We start from the raw sequence: 16,491 nt of genomic DNA, 5'->3' as shown, positions 1-16,491 counted from the left end.
AATTGTTTCTTTGCAAAAACAAATAAAAAATAAACATTTTATTAACATTTGCTTAAAATGAAAAAAAGCTGTTAAAACAGCTTTTTTATTATCATTTCCTCAGTAATTCCTTCGGCATCAGCCTTATAATTCTTAATAATACGGTGTCTTAGTATACCCGTGGCTACCGCTTGTACGTCTTCAATATCAGGAGAATACTTACCATTTAGCGCTGCGTGTGTCTTGGCGGCAAGAATAAGGTTTTGCGAAGCACGTGGCCCTGCCCCCCAGTCCAGATATGTATTAACATAAGCATCGGCCAGCGGATTGCCCGGCCTTGTTTTTCCCACAAGGGTAACAGCATATTCGACAACATTATCTGCTACAGGTATCCTTCTGATCAGGTGTTGGAAATCCAAAATTTCCTGTGCGGTAAACAATGGTGTTATCTTTACGTTTGCATCACTCGTTGTACTTTTAACCACCTGCACTTCTTCGGCAAATGTAGGGTACTCCAGCTTTATGGCAAACATGAAGCGGTCAAGCTGTGCTTCAGGCAACGGATAAGTTCCCTCCTGCTCGATAGGGTTTTGCGTAGCCAGTACAAAATATGGCAACGATAGCTTATGATGATGCCCTGCAATGGTGACTGCTTTTTCCTGCATCGCTTCAAGCAATGCTGCCTGAGTTTTTGGAGGCGTACGGTTTATCTCGTCGGCAAGGACAATATTTGAAAATATCGGGCCTTTTATAAATTTAAACTGACGGTTCTCGTCAAGTATCTCACTTCCTAATATATCACTCGGCATAAGGTCGGGTGTAAACTGGATACGCTTAAAATCAAGCCCAAGCGCCTGAGATATGGTATTTACCATCAGCGTTTTTGCAAGTCCGGGTACACCAACAAGAAGGGCGTGCCCACCGGCAAATATGCTCAGCACGATCTGTGCTACCACTTCATCCTGGCCTACAATTATTTTTGCTATCTCCTGCTTTAATTCTTTTTGTTTCTGAACTAAATTTTGAATCGCTGCTACGTCTGACATATAGTATTTGTATTGGATTTAAAAAAAGCCACGCTAAAGGGCGTGGCTTCAAACTTATAAATATTTTTAGTCTTTACCTAAAAGTTTATGCTGATTAATCTGATTTATTTTTCAGCCAGCCATTGGTAAATTTACAATTACGGTATTCACCATTAACTTTAATGTACGTTTCTTTTATTTTCGAATCGCTCCATTTAGCAATTGCTTTCATTTGCTTCTCTTTCAGTGCTAATTCCTTGATTTTGGTATAATCCTGGGCATAGTCTGCAGGGTGAGCATCATAACGCGTCACAATCTGCATAAGCTTGTAGCTTTTCTCTCCCCTGTCACCCTGAACCATAACCGGCTGTGAAACTTCTTTATCTTTAAGGTCAGATACGTCATTATAAATATCCGGCGGCAATTTAGTAAGCTCAAAACGGCTTTCAAGCGTACGTGGGTTAAGCAAAAGCCCTCCACTGTTACGTGTCTCTTTTTCATCCGATTCTGAACGTGCAGCATCTGCAAACGAAATCTCTCCGCTTACAATCCTGCCTCTGATGGTTTCCGCTTTCTCCTTCGCTTTTTTAAGCGCTTCCGGAGAAACTTTTGGCGATATTAGTATATGTCTCACATCCAGTTCCTGTCCGCGTATTTTTTCAACATATATAAGGTGATAACCAAATTCTGTCTCAACAGGATCAGATATCTCACCCTCTGCAAGGCTAAAAGCCGCATCTTTAAATTCTTTTACAAAAGCCGTCTTCCTGTTCATCTTCAGGTATCCTCCGCTCTGGCCCGAAGCCCTGTCTTCTGAGTATAATACAGCCTTACTGTAAAAACTCGAACCATCAAGTATATCCTTCTTAATCTGCTTAAGACGGTCTATCACTTTTTGCTTCTCTTCCTGGGATATTTCAGGCTTAATCACAATCTGGGCAATTTCCATCTCAGCACCAAAAACCGGAAGGTCTTCTTTTTTAAAGCTTGAGTAGAACTGCCTTACCTCTTCAGGTGTGATCTGTACCTCTTCAATGATCTTTTTTTGCATCTGGTCAGTAAGCTTCTGGTTCTTGATCATCTCAAAAAGCTCAGTCCTGAATGTTTCAATATTTTTCTTCTTAAAGTAAGCAACCATTTTTTGCTCATCACCTAAGTGCTCTACAAAATAATCAATCTGCTTATTCATGGTCTCATTCACCTCGGCATCGCTTACAACAATACTATCCTGTATAGCATGGTGGGCATACAGTTTATCCTCCATAAGCTTTCCTAAAAGCTCACAGCGTGTAATCTCTTTAATGGGCACATTTTGCGCCTGAAGCTCGCGGTACATAAGATCTATATCCGAATCCAGCACAACAAAATCGCCTACAACAGCCACAATACCATCAACCTTAGCACCATTCCCTTTAGATACCGGTTTTTCAGTGCTTTTAGGAGTGTCAGGTATTATTTCCTGTGCAGCAGCCATATTGATGCCAAAAACCGCCATGGCCAAAAACAGGGCAATCCTGCTATTTATAAATCTCATACTTATCATTTTTAATCGCGTCATCCGTTATTTCTTTTTGAAACTTCTTTATTAACTCCAGTTTCCTGTTATTTATTATCAATTGCTGTAAAGTTGGCTTAATATATTCAAATGGTGAAACCTGATTCTTCTCCAGCACTCTCGCCACCTTTACTATATACACATCTACAGAGTCAGGATATTGATATGACATACTGCTGCTTATATATTTATCACGGTTATCAGGCGTGATAAAGGGCAGTTTTGTATATACCTGGTTCATATCAACCCAGGTCGTATCATTAAATGCATAGCTCTTAAACTGAATTGACATATCGTTAAGTGCCTTAAGGTCTTTTTTATTTCCACTCAAAAACCTGCTCTTTATGGCATTAAATTTTGGGTGATCCTTGGCAAGCTTAATATACTTCAGCTTTACGAGCGTACCTGTTGTTTTAAAATTTTCTTTATTGCCGTTATAGTACGCCGCTAATTCCGACTGCGTAACCACCGTATCTACACTTTGCTTTACAACCTCTTCAAGATAGCCACCCGTATAAAGATCCACCTCATACTGGCGTATCAGCTTCGCATATTCAGCCTGTTTTTCTTTGCTCAGGTTTACCTGAGCAGCATTATACAGCAATTTTTGCGATGCCCAGCGATCAATAAAACTTTTTACTATGGCAATGCTATCCTCTTTAGACGTACCTGCAGGCACAAGCCCTTTAAGCTCTGAAGCATCAAGATATTCTTCACCAACGCGTGCCACTGCCTGCGGTTTTTTCTCTTTTTTGAAAAAACTGCACGAGCTCATGCCCAGCACAAGCAATAACAGCAACGCGTTTTTTATCATTATTGTTTAAGCTGTTGTTTAACCCTTGCAAAAACATCCTGGTTTACTTCTACATTAAACTCTTTTCCAAGATCGTTTATCCAGTTGCTTTCCAGTTGGATCTGGTAATCATTTATTACACGGCCTTTACTTTCCTCAAGCGTTTTAGCTCCTGCAGGAAGCACTTTATTGGTTTTCACTACATAAAAGTACTTACCTTCTTTAAGAACGTCAGATATACCGGTCTTCCATGTGGCCTGTTTAGGCAAAGCATCACTTTCTACTTCAAAGACGCCGCTCTTTTCAATCACATCAACCTTACCGTCTTTATTAAGCTCCGCTTTAATAAATGCAGCATCTTTACCTTTCTTAAGGAATTTTCTTGCTTTAGTAGTAACATCTTCCTTAGTCGACGAATATACTTCTGCATCAACTCTTTCTTTCCACTGGTATTTGCTAATGTTAGCTTTATAATAAGCATCAAGGCCTATTGTATCATTTTTAGCTTTCTCCCATATCTCTTTTTCCATCAGGTCAAACAACAAAAGGCCATCACGGTATTCGTTCATTGTCATTCCAAATTCAGGGAATTCTTTTTCAAGATTTTCGTCATAATATGCATTCAGCTTTTCGTCTGCATATTTTTCAAAAAGCACGCTTACCAGCTGCGAAACAGGTTTTACGTTTGGTACGCTTGTTTTTTGCTGAAGGCTAACATAAGTAAGGAAATCCTTCAGTGCATACTTCTTATCGTTATTAATGGTAAGCAGCGTTTCGCTGTAACTATCAAGATTGCCCGGTAACTCCCATTTGTTGGCATATATTTTATCATTAACCGTCTTAACTGCCCTGGCATAAGCTTTAGCATCTTTGCTAACCTTATATTTCTTTTTAAGATTTTCTGTAATTGAGTTAGCGATAAGCTTAGAGCGCTCGTCTTTCCTGATCCTGTTTTCAAGCTCCGGTTTTACTTCATCCAATGGCTTGATGCCAGTCTTATCGACAAGCTTGATGATATGCCATCCGAATTGCGTTTCGAAAGGAGCTGTTATATCACCCGGATTCTTAAGTGAAAAAGCTTTATCTTCAAACTCTGTAGAGCTTAACTCTCCTGAATTAAAGCTATTAAGCTTTCCTCCCGCCGCGGCGGTAGCCTTATCCTGCGAAAACTGTTTAGCAAGATCTCCAAAATCTTCTCCCTGCTGTAATTTTTTATAAATATCCTGAATTGTCGATTTTGCTTTGGCTGCTTCTTCAGGATTATCTTTTTTAGGTTTTGTGATCATGATATGAGCCACAGTTACCGTCCCTCTGTTATCCCTGATGTCTGTAACCTTAATAACATGGTACCCAAAACGTGTTCTTACTATTTTAGATATCCCGCCTTTAGGGGTATTATAGGCTCCGCTCTCAAACGGATATACCATTCTGAAAACAGTAAAATAGCCCAGATCTCCACCGTTTTCTTTAGCTGACGGGTCTTCAGAATATTCTTTTGCCAACTTATCAAAATTCTCTCCCGCAAGTGCTTTTTTACGCACCTCAACTGCTTTGTTGTATGCTTTTAAGGTATCCGCTGCAAGTGCATTTTCATCAACCTTAATAAGTACGTGGGATGCCTTTACCTCTTTCTGTGCACGTGCATAAGCTTCATCGGTAAGCTCTTTGGTTACTTTAGTGTCGGTAAGGTAATTTTTAGACAGCTGCGTGCGGTACGATTTCAGTTCGCCCTGGTATTTCTTGTTATTCTGAAGTCCCAGCTTGTTTGCTTTGGTAACTTTCAGCTTATAGCCAATATATAATTTCAGGTAATTATCAAGATCCTTCTGGGAATCATCCTTTACAAGGTCAAGATTTTTTTTGTATACCCTTACAAATTCGTCGGTATAATAGGGAGTCCCGTCAACAGTAAACAATACTTCTTTTTTTACTTCCTGGGAAAAAGACAATGCCGAAACACATAGGCAAAGGCTTAATAGAACCTTTTTGAATTTCATTATAAAGTAATTTATATGCTTTAATCGGTTAAGTAAACGCATCGAAACCAAAAAAATTATGGCTCCTCATTTTTTGCGACCAACAAAAGTAACAATTCGCAAAGATTAAACAAGGATTTTTTTTAGTTGTTACTTACCTCCTGACAGATGTTCGCCCCATAAGGCACAACTTTTTAAGCAGATAGGGAAAACTCAAAAAAATAGGGAGGCGTTCCCCTTCAGAACGCCTCCCCGGTAAAAAAAACTGGTAATCCAAAAAAATCTTTATTTTTTCACAATGATAAAATCCGATCTCCTGTTTACACCGTGTTCTTCATCGGTGCATTTTACGCCATTTTTACACTTATTCCTTAACATTGTTTCTCCATATCCTTTTACGCTCTCAATACGTGCCGGGTCTATGCCTCTAGCAATGATATAATCATAAGTAGACTTAGCCCTGTTTTGAGAAAGCGTCAGGTTATACTCATCTTTACCTCTCGAATCGGTATGCGACTCTATTTTGATAACGATCGCAGGGAAATTTTTCATAATATACACCACTTTATCAAGCTCTGTAGCCGCCTGATCGGTAATGGCATATTTGTCATAGTCAAAATAGATAGGGTTTATATCCACTTTCTCAACATTGTCCTCTTTCCTTACAAGATCGGCATAGTTAGAAAGCTCAAAGTTCACATCTTTGGTTTCTTCACCATTTTTCTTCGAAGTCTGCAGCTCCCTGTCGGCTTTAGTATGATTTTCTTTCGATGCCTCTACCTTAATTTTGCTTCCGCAAGGCACTTTTACCTTATAGGTTCCGTCTTCGCCCGTTTTTACAGAGGCAATTACATCGCCATACTGGTCATACACCTTAACATCGGCCTGATTGATTCCCATTTTATACTTAAGGTTTGTAACCCTGCCCGATACCCATTGGTCACATGGCGGTTCCTGCCTTGTAAAGTAATAAATATCGTCATCGCCTCTTCCGCCCGGCCTGTTCGAAGAGAAGTAACCGTATTTTTTCTCTTTATCTATAATAAAAGAGAAGTCGTCGCGGGTACTGTTTACCTCTGCCCCAAGATTTTTAGGCTCTGAAAATTCAACATCTTTAGCCCATCGGCTCTCGAATACATCCAGTCCGCCCATGCCATAGTGGCCGTCTGACGAGAAATAAAGGATGGAATCATTTACAAATGGAAACATCTCCCTGCCCGTTGTATTGATCTTCGGGCCAAGATTTTTAGGGCTGCCCACTTTTCCGTCGGCAAACACCTCAGCTACATAAATATCGCTGTCTCCATAGCCTCCCGGCATGTCTGATACAAAATACAGTCGTTTACCATCTGAAGATAACGATGGATGCCCTACCGAATAGTCTTTGCTATTGATTGAAAGTTTTTCTGAATTCGTTAGCTTATCACCCTCAATAGTCCCTTTTATGATCTCAAAGTTGTTGGTACCATCTTTAGTATTAAGCAGCTTGTCATTTTTCTTTACCACATTGGCGCTATAGTACACGGTCTTCATATCGGGCGAAAAAGTCAGCGTGGCGTTATGATACTGGCACTGCTCATTCGGGATGAACTTCTTGTCGTTAAACAGCGACCCGTCGGCAGCATTCCTGTCGGCTACAAAAAGCTCCAGGAAAGGCTGGTCATTCCACGAATAGGTTTTACCGCCCACCCTTGTTGTGTCCTTACTCGACGAATACACCACCTGGCTACCATAAAAAGCTGTTCCAAAATCAGACTTATCGGTATTTACCGCAAGGTTAGACACCTTAAAATTAGATGGCGCCTTGTTAAGGCTGTCCAGGTATTTTCGCTGGCTTATCATCTTGTCAATAGCCGCCTGATCGCCTTTGGCCTCAAGCCTTTTTTTCAGAAGATCATCCGCTTTGGCAGTATTTCCTTCGGCGCGTTGCGACTGGATGTATCGATTAAACGAAACGTCATCCATACCCCCTGCCGTAACACCGTCAAGTTTGGTGTACCATCTTAGCGCACTCGATGTATTGCCGGTGTAATAATAAGCATCGGCAACGTTCTTTATCGTTTCTATACCGGGTTCTTTTTCGTTCTCCAGGTATTTCTCATACTCTTTGGCCGCGTCTACATAAGCATATTCGGCAAACAACCTGTTGGCTTTTTTTAGTTTTGCCTGTCCAAAACCGGCAGTAAAACATAAAAGCAGGCTGAGTAAAAATAAATTTCTCTTCATGATGTGTATATTTTAGAAAAACCTTGGCGATTTGATTCTTGTTGCTTTAGGCACTAACTGGAACCTCACAATGATCTCGTGAGAGCCGTCGTTATATTTATTAAGCTCCGTTACCGAATAGTCGTAAGAGTAGCCAATAAAGAAGTTCCTTGATATCTGAAACCCTGCCAGCGCACTCACTGAGTCGTCATAGCGGTACGAAGCGCCCAGCGTTAGCCTTTCCTGCAACAGGAAGTTAGCCGAAATATCTGCTGTAATTGGTGCCCCAGATACAATTTTTGCCATAAAAGCAGGCTTGAACTTCACATTATCCGAAAGGTCAAATACATATCCCCCTATCACATAATAATGAAGCCTGTCAGAAACCTCAGCCTCCTGCACATCATCATAGTAGTCTGATCTTATAAAGTTAGGCACTGATACACCGGCATACCATTTGTCGGTATAATAATACACACCGGCACCTACTGATGGCGATATCTTATTATTAACATTGGTATTAAGCAGTGGGTCACCCCCCTGATAGTAAGTACCTTTAGACCAGTCTATGTTCAAAACCTTCGCTCCTGCCTTTAACCCGAAAGCAATTTTAGAGTTAAAGCTTACCGGTATGGTATAAGAGAAATTTCCGTCAAGGTAAACTTCTTCCGAAGGTCCTATCTTATCGTTTACGGCACTAAAGCCTAAACCAACCTTGTCATTTACCGGAGAATGAATGGTAAATGCCTGTGTAGTGGGAGCTCCGTCTATTCCTACCCATTGCGAGCGGTGCTGCAATGTGGCTTCTAAAAAGCCCGGAGATCCTGTATAGCCCGGATTCACAGTCAGTGTATTGTACATATACTGTGTATATTGGGGTTCCTGCTGTGCCTTAGCGCTAATGGCGGTAAGGATGATACATATCAGGAAATATCTATTTAGAATTGTTGAAGTGATTTTCATACTAAAATATATTTTTTGTTGATGATCAGAGGCAGCAGCATAACTGCCGCCTCATCCTATCTTCGTTTTATCTCGCAATATATAGCCATCCTGTTTTCGATTTGCCATCTACCTCAAGCACATAGAAATATGTTCCTGCCGGCAGCTGTTCGCCTCTTTTTACAACACCATCAACATTGGCAGTTCCGTCAAAGTCATTTGCATAACTTCCTTTGGTGTAAACCAGGGATCCGTACCTGTTGTATATCTCAAGCTTGTTGTTAGGATAAAACTCTATACAATCAATATTGAAATAATCGTTAATGCCGTCGTTGTTTGGCGTAAACTCGCTGTATACAGTCAGACATGAAGGTACCAGTGAAACCCTTGCTTCGTTGTTGCTCAGGTTTGAGTCTACAGGAGAAGAGTCTAATATGTAAACTACATTCTCATAATTTCCACCAAACAATACCCTAGCTTCAATGTTCATAACAGCGTTACTAGCTGCCTCAAGTACCGGTATGCTCCATACGCCTGTAACAACATCATAAGAACCTGTACTTACGGTAACATTTACAAACTCATAACCGTCAGGAAGTATCTCACTTACAATAACATCTGCAAACCTGCTTGCTCCATCATTCGATACCGTGATGGTAAAAATAACATTTTCGTTAATATTTGGAGCAACTATGTTAACAGTTTTCGCTATTCTTAAATCAGAGCAGCTGGTTACCGTAATTTCGCGATCGGCAGAAGCCTCACCTGAACATCCGTTTACATCGGTGTAAGAAACACTTACAAATGCCTCTCCTACCTCTGTCCACCTGATAGTGACAGTATTATCGGCAGCAGTTCCTCCCGCAATGATCTCACCTCCTACTACATCCCAAACATAATTTGAGTTGCCCGACTGGGTTGTATACATGATTTGTTCGCCAAAACATGCTCCGTCCATACCACCGGTTATCGTAGCAGTGCTGCTATTGTAAACAACTACAGTAATTGCCAACCTCACCTGACTTTCACATCCGCCTATTGACAGCGATGCATAGTAGGTACCGTTTGTAAGCGGAGTATTGCTGCTCAATGGCACTCCTCCGGTTGGAGTTGTGTACCATATAACACCCGGCTCATTTACTACAAGGTTAGATACCGTAGCGTTTTCACCTTCACAGAATTCCTGAGTAAGTTCAGCCGCAGTAGGCGTCACACCTGTATTCACACTAACCGTTATCGCAAGGCGCACCGTGCTGTCGCAACCTGTTACAGGATCAGTATATGATGCATAATACGTCGTTCCGTTTACAAGCGGTGTGTTTGCTGTTATAGCAGTTCCACCTGTAGCAGCGGTGTAGAATACCACACCTGTCTGATCTACCTGAATGCTTGCTATGCTTGGGTTATTTACCGCACAGAAATCCTGGGTAACATCACTCGTTGTAGGTGTTATACCGTTGCTAACCGTTACGGTTATCGCAAGGCGCACCGCGCTTTCACAGCCTCCCGGAGACGTTAGCGAGCCATAATATGTCGCACCAGACACCAGTGCATCGGTAGGTGCTGCAACAGTACCTCCTGTCAGGGCTGTATACCATATAACACCGGGCTCATTTACCTGTAGGCTGGCCACTGTAGGGTTATCAATCGCACAGAAACTCTGCGTATTGTCATTCGTTGTTGGTGTAACCCCATTCTGAATGTTTACCGTTATCGCCAATCTTACCGCACTAGGGCATCCATTTGCATTAACAACACTTGCATAATATATTGTATTATTTACAAGCGGTGTTGTTGCAGGTACCACTGTACCACCGGTAGGTGCAGTAAACCATGTTATTCCTGTTCCTATCACATTAATATCAGCAACTGTTGGGTTATCTGCTGTACAGAATATCTGCGACGTGCTTGTGGTACCCGGTGTTGTGCCATTATCTACAGTAACCTGTATTGCAAGACGCACAACACTCTCACAGCCTGTTGCCGGATCGGTGTACGATGCATAATAGGTAGTACCATTTACAAGTGGCGTTGTTGCCGGTAATGCTGTCCCTCCTGTTGCCAGGGTATAGAATACCACTCCTGACTGGTCAGTCTGAATACTGGCTACTGTCGGAGCAGCTGCCCCGCAGAAGAATTGCGTAGTATCTCCTGTTGTAGGTGTAATACCATCATTAAGGTCAACAGTTACCGCAAGCCTTGTTGCACTTTGGCAGTTGCCTATTGTTATACTGCCATAGTAAGTAATACCATCTGCAAGCAATGTCCCCGGAGGTATAATGGTTCCGGCTGTTGCTGCCGAGTACCATACCACTCCTGTTTCGTTTACCTGAATATTAGCTACTGTAGGCATCGCTGCTGTACAGAAGTTCTGGGTAGTATCTAATGTTGTAGGCGTAGGCGCGTCGAAAACTGTTACGGTTATCGCTAACCTTACCGAGCTTTGGCATCCGCTTGCAGTATCCGTCAGTACAGCATAGTATGTTGTACCCGATACCAATACCGTTGTAGAAGCAACAACCGTTCCTCCTGCCGGCGCAGTATACCATATAACACCGGTTTCATTAACCTGTATGTTTGCTACTGTAGGGTTGTTCTGTAAGCAGAAGTCCTGAGTAGTATCTAAAGTTGTTGGGGTAGGCGCGTTACCTACTGATACCGCCACTGCAAGCCTTACTGAACTTATACATCCGGCAGCATTTGTTAGTGAGCCGTAGTATGTACTACCATTTACCAGTGCTGTGGCAGCAGGCAGCGGAGCTCCCCCTGAAGCAGCTGCATACCATGTAACCCCTGTCTCATTCGTTTGGATATTGGCTACCGTGGGGGCAGCGGCAGCACAAAAATCCTGAGTCATATCTGTAGTTGTTGGGGTCGGTGCATCGGTTACCGTTACCGTTACCGCCAATCTCACTGCGCTTTGGCAGCCCGTTGTGGCATTAGTAAGCGATCCATAATAGGTTGTACCGGTAACTAACGGTGTTGTAGCAGGTACAACAGTTCCGCCAGCAGCGGCTGTATACCATGTTACCCCGGTCTCGTTAGTCTGGATAGCAGCAACTGTTGGCGCATTTACCACACAGAAATCCTGAGTAGTATCAAGCGTTGTAGGCGGTGCAGCATTGTTTACCGTTACGGTTACAGCAAGCCTTACTGCGCTTATGCAGCCAGTAATAGCATCGGTCAGTGAAGCATAATAGGTTGTACCCGATGTAAGTACTGTAGTGCCCGGTACTATTGTTCCGCCAATAGCAGCTGTATACCATATTACACCGGCTTCATTTACCTGAATGTTAGCTACCGTAGGATTGGTTACCAAACAGAAGTCCTGAGTAGTATCCAGTGTGGTTGGTGTTGGCGCATTGCCCACAGTCACTGTTACAGCAAGCCTTATACCGCTTGTACATCCGCTTGTTGCGTCAAGTAAAGCGCCATAATATATAGTTCCGTTTACCAGTGGTGTGTTAGCTGCTACTATTGTTGTTCCTGTAGCAGTAGTAAACCATATCACTCCCGCCTCGTTCACCTGAAGGTTAGCTACCGTAGGATTGTTCAGTAAACAGAAGTCCTGAGTAGTATCAAGTGTTGTAGGCGTAGGCGCAGTACCTACTGTTACAGACACCGCAAGGCGTATAGCGCTCTGGCATCCTGAGGTAGCATCTGTAAGCGAAGCATAGTAAGTTGTACCGGTTACAAGCGCTGTACTGTTAGGAACTACTGTTCCTCCCGTTGCTGCCGTATACCAGATTACTCCTGTTTCGTTTACCTGAATATTACCTACTGTAGGGCTGTTTATTAAACAGAAATCCTGAGTTGTATCTACTGTCGATGGCGTTTGTGCATTACCCACAGTAACTGTTACTGCAAGCCTTACAGAGCTTTGGCAGCCTGTAATTGCATCGGTAAGCACACCGTAGTAAGTCACGCCCGATGCCAATGGTGTTGCAGGAGCAACTACCGTACCGGCTGTTGGGGCAGTATACCAGGTCACTCCCGGTTCATTAACCTGAATATTGGCTACTGTAGGGCTGTTTATCAGACAGAAGTTTTGAGTATTGTCTAATGTTGTAGGCGTTGGCTCATCATCTACTGTTACGGTTACTGCAAGGCGTATCGCGCTCTGGCAGGTACCGCTTGTAAGCGATCCGTAGTAAATAGTTCCATTCACCAGCGACTCATTGTTAGCTATTACATTACCTCCTGTTGGAGCATCATACCATACAACACCCGCTTCATTCACCTGTATATTAGCTACGGTAGGATTTGCCGCACGGCAGAAATCCTGTGTTGTATCAAGTGTAGTAGGCGTAGGCGCATTGTTTACCGTTACCGTTACCGCAAGCCTTACCGAACTCGCACAACCATTAGCCGCTGTAAGCGAAGCATAATATGTTGTACCCGATACAAGCGCTGTAGTATTAGGCACTATTGTTCCGGCTGTTGCAGCGGTATACCAAACCACACCCGTTTCGTTCACCTGGATGTTTCCAACCGTTGGGTTATTCGCAAGGCAAAAGCTCTGTGCGTTGTTAAGGGTTGTAGGCGTTGGTGCATTATTAAGTGTTACTGTTATTGCCAGCCTTACCGGGCTTTCGCAACTGTCAGCAGTCCTTAAGATCACTGCATAATAAGTAGTATTGTTTACCAATGCTGTAGTTAATGGTAATGCTGTTCCGCCAGATGCAGCTGCATACCATAATATATTGGTTTCGTTTATCTGTAAGTTAGCCAGTGTTGGCGCATTTACCACACAAAACTCAGGAGTAGTATCCAGTGTTGTAGGTGTAGCTACAGGAGTAATAAGACATGGGTCACATATTGTACCTGTATTGGCATAGTTACCTGTATAGTCGTTATTCAGTACAAATACATTAGCAAGATAGTTGTTGAAATCTCCATTGGCCATGCCTGTAGCTGTCGACTGAGGGTCGCTTGTATTATTGAATAATCTTACCCCTGCAGCACAACACTGTCCGTTTGGCAATACAAAGGTGAACAATAACAGCTCCTGCCCTGCCTGGAAGTTAACCCCGGAACCATTTGTTGCTATGGCGTGGAAATCGTTAGCAGGCTGCGCACCCGGCGCATATACCGTAGAACTGTCGGTCCATAAGCCCCCGTTTACAGTAGTTATTGCAAGAGCAACATCATTTAAAGCTGCCGGAAGCAGTACCGAAACCTGGCTACCACTTGCAATAAAGTAATTCGTTGCCGTAAAGTTTGGCCTTGCATATACTTCATACCTACAAGCTGTAGGGTTAAATCTCACGGTAAGCTCTATTTCCGGTGATACGGTACAATTAGGGTTACCCGGATTAGGATCACACGGATTAAGCGGATTGCTTCCGTTAGTTACCTCAACACCGTCATTTAGCCCATCGCCATCACTGTCCGGATTTGTTGGGTTTGTTCCGATAGATGCTTCAACTGAATTAGTAAGTCCGTCACCATCCTGATCACACGCCGGCGAAGCAGGGTTTGGCGAACAGGCGTTCAGCGGATTGCTTCCGTTAGTAACCTCTGTTCCGTCGCTTATTCCGTCACCATCCGTGTCAGGATTGGTTGGGTTTGTTGTTAAAGTTGCTTCCTGAGCATTGGTCAGGCCGTCGCCATCCTGGTCGCAGGTAGCAAAGTTAGCATTAGGGCTACAAGGGCTAAGCGGATCACTTCCGTTAGTTACCTCAGCACCATCGCTAATTCCGTCACCATCTGTATCAGGATTGGTTGGGTTTGTACCATTGGCTGTTTCCTGGCTTGCGTTAAGCCCGTCGCCATCCTGGTCACAGGTTGGGAAGTTAATGTTAGGCGAACAAGGGCTAAGCGGGTCGCTTAAAGCAGCTACCTCAGCACCATCGTTTATACCATCACCATCTGTATCAGGGTTTGTCGGATTTGTACCGGCCATGGCTTCAGCAGCATTTGTTAAGCCATCGTTGTCCTGGTCACATAGCGGTGAAGCTAAACTAGGCGAACAAGGATTTAGCGGATTGCTGCCGTTAGTAACCTCAACACCATCGCTTATACCGTCATCATCAGTATCTGTATCTGTTGGGCTAGTGCCGTTGGCTGCTTCCTGGCTTGCATTAAGACCATCACCGTCCTGATCGCAGGTTGGGAAGTTAACGTTTGGCGAACAAGGGCTAAGCGGATCGCTTCCGTTCGTTACCTCAGTACCGTCATTTATACCGTCACTATCGGTATCGGCAACCGTTGGGTTTGTACCTGTGGTTGCTTCCTGTGCATTGGTAAGTCCGTCGCTGTCCTGATCGCATAAAGGCGAAGTAGCATTTGGCGAACACGCACTTAGCGGGTTGCTGCCATTGGTAACTTCAGTACCGTCATTTATACCGTCACCATCAGTATCAGGATTCGTAGGGTTTGTGCCGTTTGCGGCTTCCTGTGTATTGTTAAGGCCATCACTATCCTGGTCACATGGCCCTGCTCCCGGATTCGGTATACAAGGGTTAGCGTCATCAGGGTCAGAAGCGTCCGGTGTACCGTCATTATCAGCATCCGAAGGGCAACCTAAAGTAGGCACCGGGCTACAAGGATCTAACGGATTACTACCGTTAGCTACCTCAGTACCGTCAGGTATACCATCACCATCCGTATCAGGATTGGTAGGGTTTGTAGTCAGGTTAGCTTCCTGGGTATTGGTAAGCCCATCACTATCCTGGTCACATGGCCCTGCATTTACGCTAGGGCTACATGGGTTTAGTGGTCCGCTTCCATTGGTAACCTCTGTACCATCGTTTATGCCATCACCATCCGTATCGGGATTGGTAAGGTTTGTTCCTGCTGTAGTTTCCTGTGTATTGGTAAGACCGTCACCATCCTGGTCACATGGCCCTGCAGAAGCATTTGGCGAACATGGATTTAACGGATTACTACCGCCGGCAACTTCAGCACCATCATTAATACCATCGCCATCAGTATCGGCCACCGTTGGGTTTGTACCTGCCGATGTTTCCTGAGTATTGGTAAGCCCATCGCTATCCTGGTCACATGGCCCTGCATTTAAGTTAGGGCTACATGCGATTAACGGATTACTACCGTTGGTAACTTCAGTACCATCGTTTATGCCGTCACCATCCGTATCGGGATTAGTAAGGTTTGTTCCTGCTGTAGTTTCCTGTGTATTGGTAAGGCCGTCACCATCCTGGTCACATGGACCTGCAGAAGCATTTGGCGAACATGGATTCAGCGGATTGCTTCCGCCGGTAACTTCAACACCGTCATTAATGCCGTCACCATCAGTATCTGCAACAACAGGGTTTGTACCTATAGATGCCTCCTGGGCATTCGTAAGTCCGTCGTTATCCTGGTCGCAGGTAGCAAATGCCGGGTTTGGCACACATGGGTTATTATCGTCAGGATCGGTCAGCGAACCTACACCGTCACCATCAACATCTATAATAGAACAAGATGTACCTGAATTATTATAGTTCGTACCATAATAATCCTGAAGGTCGAACACGTTACTCAGGTAATTCCTGAAATCGGCACCACTCATTCCGGCAGCTGCCGACTGAGGATCCGAAGCATTATTAAATATCCTCGCACCGCTCACACAACCTTCGGTAATAGAAAACCTGAACAGCAGCAACTCAGTGCCTGCCGTGAAGTTTACCATTGCCCCATTGGTCGCAATGCCGTGAAAATCATGTGCCGCGTCTGCAGCGGGGGCATATATCTGTGAGTTGTCTACCCACGGGCCGCCATTGACCGAGGTTACCCCTATGCCCACGTTAGAAACAGATGCCGGAAGTAATACCGTTATCTGGCTGCCTCCCCCAAAGAAGAAATTGTTTTGGGTAAAGCTTGGCCTGGCATACACTTCGTATACATTGTTTGCGGAAACATATTTAAGGGTAAGGTCAATTTGCTGCGAAAAGAGGTATTGAGCAGGCATAAATAGCCCGGCCAATAGTAGTATCTTAAGTATAAAACTTTTCATACGCTAATTGTATATGGTTTTTAATTGGGATTGTAAATAAAATGAAGCCTTTATGCGAC

7 protein-coding genes are annotated in these 16,491 nt (G+C 43.7%); all 7 read right to left on the bottom strand.

The window, feature by feature from the left end; genetic code table 11:
• Window positions 1–71: 71 nt before the first annotated feature.
• Window positions 72–1,025 (bottom strand): AAA family ATPase, encoded by a 954-nt coding sequence (locus ACX0HA_RS00155; protein WP_458843233.1) that lies wholly within the window; start codon window positions 1,023–1,025, stop codon window positions 72–74.
• 94 nt (window positions 1,026–1,119) lie between these two features.
• Window positions 1,120–2,538, bottom strand: coding sequence for a peptidylprolyl isomerase (locus ACX0HA_RS00150; RefSeq protein WP_458843232.1), 1,419 nt, complete (start codon window positions 2,536–2,538; stop codon window positions 1,120–1,122).
• Window positions 2,522–3,373, bottom strand: coding sequence for a hypothetical protein (locus ACX0HA_RS00145; RefSeq protein ID WP_458843231.1), 852 nt, complete (start codon window positions 3,371–3,373; stop codon window positions 2,522–2,524). Before ACX0HA_RS00145 ends, ACX0HA_RS00150 begins: the two co-directional genes overlap by 17 nt.
• Window positions 3,373–5,349, bottom strand: coding sequence for a peptidylprolyl isomerase (locus ACX0HA_RS00140; RefSeq protein ID WP_458843230.1), 1,977 nt, complete (start codon window positions 5,347–5,349; stop codon window positions 3,373–3,375). The genes ACX0HA_RS00145 and ACX0HA_RS00140 overlap by 1 nt, the downstream gene beginning before the upstream one ends.
• Window positions 5,350–5,613: 264 nt before the next feature.
• Entirely contained in the window at window positions 5,614–7,554 is a 1,941-nt protein-coding gene (locus ACX0HA_RS00135; RefSeq protein ID WP_458843229.1) for an OmpA family protein, read from the bottom strand.
• Between the two features lie 12 nt (window positions 7,555–7,566).
• On the bottom strand, window positions 7,567–8,496 hold the full coding sequence (locus ACX0HA_RS00130) for a PorP/SprF family type IX secretion system membrane protein (RefSeq protein WP_458843228.1): 930 nt from the start codon (window positions 8,494–8,496) through the stop codon (window positions 7,567–7,569).
• Window positions 8,497–8,563: 67 nt separating this feature from the next.
• Window positions 8,564–16,432: an Ig-like domain-containing protein gene (locus ACX0HA_RS00125; protein ID WP_458843227.1), complete on the bottom strand. Its 7,869-nt coding sequence runs from the start codon at window positions 16,430–16,432 to the stop codon at window positions 8,564–8,566.
• Window positions 16,433–16,491: the final 59 nt, after the last annotated feature.

This window comes from Flavobacterium hauense, assembly GCF_054457175.1.
Note: the sequence above shows the minus strand (reverse complement) of the source record. Positions and strands in the feature narration are given on the sequence as shown.